This is a genomic window from Nguyenibacter vanlangensis (assembly GCF_013376155.1).
GTDB lineage: Bacteria > Pseudomonadota > Alphaproteobacteria > Acetobacterales > Acetobacteraceae > Gluconacetobacter > Gluconacetobacter vanlangensis.
On sequence record NZ_JABXXP010001258.1, the window covers coordinates 1 to 541 of the forward strand.

The 541-nt window shown below is 69.7% G+C and carries 1 pseudogene; it reads left to right on the forward strand.

Annotation, left to right across the window (positions count from 1 at the left end):
- A pseudogene (locus HUK84_RS22470) lies at positions 1 to 254 on the forward strand (hypothetical protein); the annotation flags it as partial.
- Between the last annotated feature and the right edge of the window lie 287 nt (positions 255 to 541).

Below are 541 nucleotides of genomic sequence, written 5' to 3' on the forward strand. Positions count from 1 at the left end.
GGCAGCGCGCGCCCGGCAACTGGATCCACGGGGCGACGATGCTGGTGGCCGGCCAGCCCTGCACCGCCTGGCAGACCGCCGACACCGACGGCCAGGCCAGCGAGGTCTGCTACAGCGACGATGGCGTGATGTTGCAGGCCACCCGGAACGGCCACGTCATGGTCCGTGCCGAAACCGTGCGCCGCGCGGCCCAGCCCGACGCGGTCTTCGCGATTCCGGCGGGACTCAGGGACCTGCCCGCCGCCCACCCCTGATGGTCCGTTCCGATCATCGGCCGTTACAATTCGTTACGGAAAAAGGGCACGCCTGCCCGCAACCGGCCCGCAAATCGCCATGGCGCCCCTGTTTTCTGTTTATCGAAGCAGGGGCGGTCCGCCGCTCCCGCGCAAGGATGAAAGGGTTGCGAACATGCGCAAGATGGTTCGTCTTCTGATGGCGGTTCCCCTGGTCGCCGGCGGCCTGGCCGCGGCGGCGCCCGCCGCGCATGCCGACTGGCGCGATCACGGCTGGCACCATGGCTGGGATCGCGGCTGGCACGATC